The organism is Jiangella rhizosphaerae (assembly GCF_003579925.1).
GTDB classification, from domain to species: domain Bacteria; phylum Actinomycetota; class Actinomycetes; order Jiangellales; family Jiangellaceae; genus Jiangella; species Jiangella rhizosphaerae.
The window spans coordinates 1-5,080 of the sequence record NZ_QUAL01000326.1 but is presented as its reverse complement, the minus strand read 5'-3'; the positions used below and the strand labels follow the sequence as shown (position 1 = coordinate 5,080).

Below are 5,080 nucleotides of genomic sequence, written 5' to 3'. Positions count from 1 at the left end.
GCGACACGCTGCGCCGCCGGCAGGAGCAGCGCGGCCGGCGGCAGCGGCGCCGTCCCGAGGAGCGGGCCGCCGTCGCCGTCCGGGCGCAGCGGCAGGTCGGCCGGTCCGAACCTCGCCCGCAGCTCGGCGGCGACCGGACGCGGCGCCGGTGCGACGCCCACCTCGAGCACGGTCGCGTCGTCGCGGCGCCGCACCGTCCATGTCGCGGCGGCCGCGGCGTCGACCACCCCGGGCGGCACCAGCGACCAGTCGACCACGGCGGATCCGCTCTGCACCACGGTCCCGGACGGCTCCGGCGGCGCACCGGCGGCGAGGGCCAGTTCCGGCGGACGCGGCCCCGCGGCCGGACCGGCGGCGGGCTCCGGGACGGCGATGCCGTACGCGTCGCCGAGCTCAGCCAGTCGAGCCAGGAGCACCGCGCGGTGCTCGGCCAGTGGCGTGTCGGCCGACGACGGCCGGGCCGCCGGCGTAGCACGCACGGCGGCGTGGAGGGCGCGCTCGACCGCCTCGTCGTCGTCGAGCAGGTGCTCGACGGCGTGCGCCGTCAACGCCCGCTCCGCGCTCAGCAGGTACGGGTCCAGCGGCGGCACGTCGGCGACGTACGAAGCCGGCCACCACGCCTCGGCCCAGGTCAGCCACGCCAGCCGGTAGGCGGCGTCGGCGACGTCCGGCGCCGCCGGTGCGACCTCCACCACCGACGTCCCCGGCCCGCCGGCCAGCAGCACCGCGGCCGCCTCGGGACCGTAGACCTCCCACAGCCAGCCGGCCGCGCGCTCGGGATCGTGGACCGTCGCGGACGGCAGCGTCGAGCCGTCGACGACGTCCCAGGTCAGCAGGGCGCCGGCGGCCTCGACCAGCGCCGTGCGCTCGGGGTGTTCCGGCGCCGCGCCGATGCTCGCTCCGCCGCCGGACCACGTGACGCGCATGGTGGTCATCGGGCCTCCTCCGTGGCCCGTCGCGCCAGTGCCGCGCGGAGCCGGTCGCGCTGGTCCAGCACGACCGAGCGCAGCACGCCGTCGAGCAAGTCCCAGACCGCGGCGGCGTCGACGTCCTGACGGCGCAGCTCACGGCCGTGCAGCCGGACCCACAGCCTCCGCAGGTACACCGCGCGGACGTCGCGGATCTCCGCCCGCAGGTCGTCCGGCACCACCGTCGTCCCGGCCGCGGGCAGCCGCAGCACGCGGTGCACGTACGCCTCCCGCCGCCACCGCGACCGCAGCCGCGACCGTGCGTCGCCGCCCGGCCAGACGGGGTCGTCGGCGGTCAGCGCGGGTCCCGCCGCCCGGCACAGCGCCAGGACCACGCGGCCGGGCTCCTCGGCCAGCTGCCACGCCTGGGCGGACCGGCCGATCTCGGCGCGGACCAGCTCGGCGACGTCGCCGTCGATCGGGTGTCCCGTCGCCACCTCGGCGAACAGGCGCTCCAGGATCGAGCGGTCTAACGGTTTGGGCAGCCGCCGCTTCGACGCAGCGTCGCCGAGCTCGGGCGGCCCGACCGACACGCGATCGGTCAGCCCGTGCTCACGGGCGGCCCCGGGCGGCTCCAGGTGGGCGGCGTCCCGCGCCCCGTACCGTCCGCTGACGAGCGCCGTCCAGGCCTCGGTGTCCGGTGTGGTGGCGCAGGAGGCGAGGACGTCGTCGACGTGGCGCGCGCCCTCCGGCGCGGTGATCGTCGCCCGCGCCGCCCAGGCCGCGTCGCGCCGGCGGGTCAGCGCGGCGGCGTGCGCAGGGTCGGTGACGTACGCCCGCACCGCGGCCGCCGTCACCCGCCCGTCCGTCGCGTGGGCCTCGGCGACCGCGCCGGCGGCCAGCGTCGCGGCGTCCGGCACGTCGTCGGGGTGCCCATGGGCGTGGGCCAGCTCGTAGCAGCGCTGGAAGTAGCGTTCCTGCGGGTTGCCCTCGGTGATGCCCGCCTGCCGCCGGGCCCGCTTGGCCAGCAGGAACCACGCGGCGGTCGCTGCCAGGACCGGACCCGCGCCGGTGATCCGGCTGGTGAGGTCGGCGGCGTCCTCGGCCCGGACGGTGGCGCCGGCGAACCGCGGATTCTGCACCGGCCGCAGCACGAGCGGGTCGAGGATGAGCTTGACGGTCCGGGCCAGCGGCCGTCCGGAGGCGTTGCTGAGCGGTGCGACGTCCGGCCCGAGCCGGGCCCAGGCCTGCGCCACCAGCTGCCCGCGCGGGACCCGGACCGCCGCGTCGAGGGTCGTCTCGCCGCGGCTGCTCACAGTGCCGGATTCTACTGACCCGGCATTCGCCGACCTCGGCGTTCACCCGTCCGCATGTGGGTCGGGACACCGGCGCGGCAGGAAGTACTCTTCTCCCCATGGCACGCAACGACGACCAGGGGACGCCCGAGAAGACCGGGCGCATCGCGCAGATCCGGCAGACCTACAAGATGGCTCGGCGGTCCGACCGCTGGGTCGGCTGGATCACCCTGGGCATCCTGCTGGGCGTCATCGCGCTCGCGGTCATCGTCGGCATCGTCCTCGGGCCGCTGTGGCTCTGGATCGTCGTCGGCCTGCCCATCGCGCTGCTCGCCGCCGCCATCGCGTTCGGGCGGCGCGCCGAGCGGGCCGCGTACTCGCAGATCGAGGGGCAGCCCGGTGCGGCCGCGGCCGCGCTCGGCACGCTGCGCCGCGGCTGGGACACCACCCCCATGGTGGGCGCCAACCGCTACCAGGACGTCGTCCACCGCGCCGTCGGCCGGCCCGGCATCGTGCTCATCGGTGAGGGCGCCGTCGCCGGCCGGGTCGCGCAGCTGCTCGCGAACGAGCGCAAGCGGCACGCCCGTGTCTCGCCCGAGACGCCCATCATCGAGGTCATCGTCGGCCGCGAGGAGGGGCAGGTGCCGCTCCCCCGGCTGACCCGCCACCTCAACAAGCTGCCGAAGAACATCCGGCCCGGTGAGGTCACCGAGCTGCGGCAGCGGTTGCGGGCCCTCGGCAGCACGCCCATCGGCATCCCGAAGGGCCCGCTGCCCAAGGGCGCCCGCATCCCGCGCGGCACGCAGCTGCCGGGTCGCTGAGCCGCTCCCCCGCCCGGTTCAGCGGGCGTTGACGACGACCGTGTTGGACGCGAGGTCGTGCAGGCCGCGGCCGTCGCGGGTGAACACCAGCGGCGGGATGACCAGCGCGATCATCAGCGTCCGCACCGCGGCGATCACCGGGCTGATGCGCCGTCCGCCCAGGTGCGCGACCCGCAGCCCGAGCATCAGCTGGCCGAGGCTGCCGCCGGACAGCGTCGTCGACACCACGACGAGCAGGTACCAGCAGATCAGCGGCAGCCAGAACACGCCGCTCTGTGCGTCCCACACGCCGGAGTCGCCGCCGGTGACGATGAACGCGACCAGGTTGCCGGCGATCCAGTCCAGCAGCAGCGCCGCGAAGCGCCGTCCCCAGCCGGCCGGCGAGCCGGGGCCATGGTCGGGCAGCTGGAGGTCGGGACTGGTCGGCCGGTCGGAGCTCACTCTGTGAGCCTAGGCCCTGGCCTCGACCCGCACCCGACCGGATCCGCGAAGGGTCTCACGTCGCACGTAACACTGGTGAAACACTTGGGACACCACCGGGAAATCCCAGGAATCTAGCGTCCGGGCCACGAGGGCAATTCGGTCAACGCCGACCGTCGACGGATGCGGACTGCGCCGTACCGGCGCGAAGGAGAATGCGGATGTTCACCAACGCGGACGAGCTGCTGAAGTTCGTCAAGGACGAGGGCGTCGAGTTCATCGATGTCCGCTTCTGCGACCTGCCGGGCGTGATGCAGCACTTCAACGTGCCGGCCTCGGCCTTCGACGCCGACGCGATCGCCGAGGGCCTGATGTTCGACGGCTCCTCGATCCGCGGCTTCCAGGCCATCCACGAGTCCGACATGAAGCTCGTCGCCGACCCCGCCACGGCGTTCGTCGACCCGTTCCGCAAGGCCAAGACCCTCGCGCTGAACTTCTCCATCGTCGACCCCTTCACCGGTGAGCCCTACAGCCGCGACCCGCGCAACATCGCGGCCAAGGCCGAGGCCTACCTCGCCAGCTCCGGCATCGCCGACACCGTCTACTTCGGGCCCGAGGCGGAGTTCTACGTCTTCGACGACGTCCGCTTCGAGACCAAGCAGAACGCCGGCTACTACTACATCGACTCCATCGAGGGCGCCTGGAACACCGGCCGCGTCGAAGAGGGCGGCAACCGAGGCTACAAGACGCGGTACAAGGGCGGCTACTTCCCCGTCCCGCCGGTCGACCACTACGCCGACCTGCGCGACGACATGGTGAAGTCGCTGACCGGCGTCGGCATCGACATCGAGCGGGCCCACCACGAGGTCGGCACCGCCGGCCAGGCCGAGATCAACTACAAGTTCGACACCCTGCTGCACGCCGGCGACCGCCTGATGCTGTTCAAGTACATCATCAAGAACGTCGCCTGGGCGGCCGGCAAGACCGCCACCTTCATGCCGAAGCCGCTGTTCGGCGACAACGGCTCGGGCATGCACTGCCACCAGTCGCTGTGGAAGAACGGCGACCCGCTGTTCTACGACGAGCTCGGCTACGGCGGCCTGTCCGACCTCGCCCGCTGGTACATCGGCGGCCTCATCAAGCACGCCGACTCCCTGCTGGCCTGGACCAACCCGACGGTGAACTCGTACCACCGCCTGGTGCCGGGCTTCGAGGCCCCGGTCAACCTGGTCTACTCGCAGCGCAACCGCTCGGCGGCCGTCCGCATCCCCGTCACCGGCACGTCGCCGAAGGCCAAGCGCATCGAGTTCCGCGTCCCCGACCCGTCCAGCAACCCCTACCTCGCCTTCTCGGCCATGCTCATGGCCGGCGTCGACGGCATCCGCAACAAGATCGAGCCGCCGGAGCCGGTCGACAAGGACCTCTACGAGCTGCCGCCCGAGGAGCACGCCAACATCGCGACGGTCCCCTCGTCCCTCGGCGAGGCCCTCGACGCCCTCGAGGCCGACCACGACTACCTCCTCGAGGGCGGCGTCTTCACCGACGACCTGGTGGAGACCTGGATCGACTGGAAGCGCACCAACGAGATCGACCCGATCCGCCTGCGCCCCCACCCGCACGAGTTCGAGCTCTACTT

At 73.5% G+C, this 5,080-nt stretch carries 5 protein-coding genes; 2 read left to right on the top strand and 3 right to left on the bottom strand.

Annotated elements, in window-relative coordinates:
• Positions 1-935, bottom strand: a 935-nt coding sequence (locus DY240_RS24145; protein WP_119662273.1) for a serine/threonine-protein kinase, incomplete at its 3' end; no start/stop codon positions are given.
• Positions 932-2,224, bottom strand: coding sequence for a hypothetical protein (locus DY240_RS24140; protein ID WP_119662272.1), 1,293 nt, complete (start codon positions 2,222-2,224; stop codon positions 932-934). The genes DY240_RS24145 and DY240_RS24140, both read right to left, overlap by 4 nt.
• 98 nt (positions 2,225-2,322) lie before the next feature.
• Here DY240_RS24140 and DY240_RS24135 point away from each other — a divergent pair, with 98 nt between their 5' ends.
• Positions 2,323-3,024 (top strand): DUF4191 domain-containing protein, encoded by a 702-nt coding sequence (locus DY240_RS24135; protein WP_119662271.1) that lies wholly within the window; start codon positions 2,323-2,325, stop codon positions 3,022-3,024.
• Between the two features lie 18 nt (positions 3,025-3,042).
• Here DY240_RS24135 and DY240_RS24130 read toward each other — a convergent pair whose 3' ends face one another.
• Positions 3,043-3,465 carry an RDD family protein gene (locus DY240_RS24130; RefSeq protein ID WP_119662270.1) on the bottom strand — a complete coding sequence of 141 codons (423 nt, stop codon included), beginning with the start codon at positions 3,463-3,465 and terminating at the stop codon, positions 3,043-3,045.
• Positions 3,466-3,665: 200 nt separating this feature from the next.
• On the opposite strand from DY240_RS24130, the gene glnA reads away from it, so the two are divergent.
• Positions 3,666-5,080 (top strand): type I glutamate--ammonia ligase (gene glnA / locus DY240_RS24125; protein WP_119662269.1); only part of this gene is annotated, 1,415 nt, incomplete at its 3' end.

Excerpts from the sequence above, each read along its gene's own strand:
- DY240_RS24135 (WP_119662271.1), top strand. The coding sequence starts at position 2,323 with ATGGCACGCAACGACGACCAGGGGACGCCCGAGAAGACCGGGCGCATC.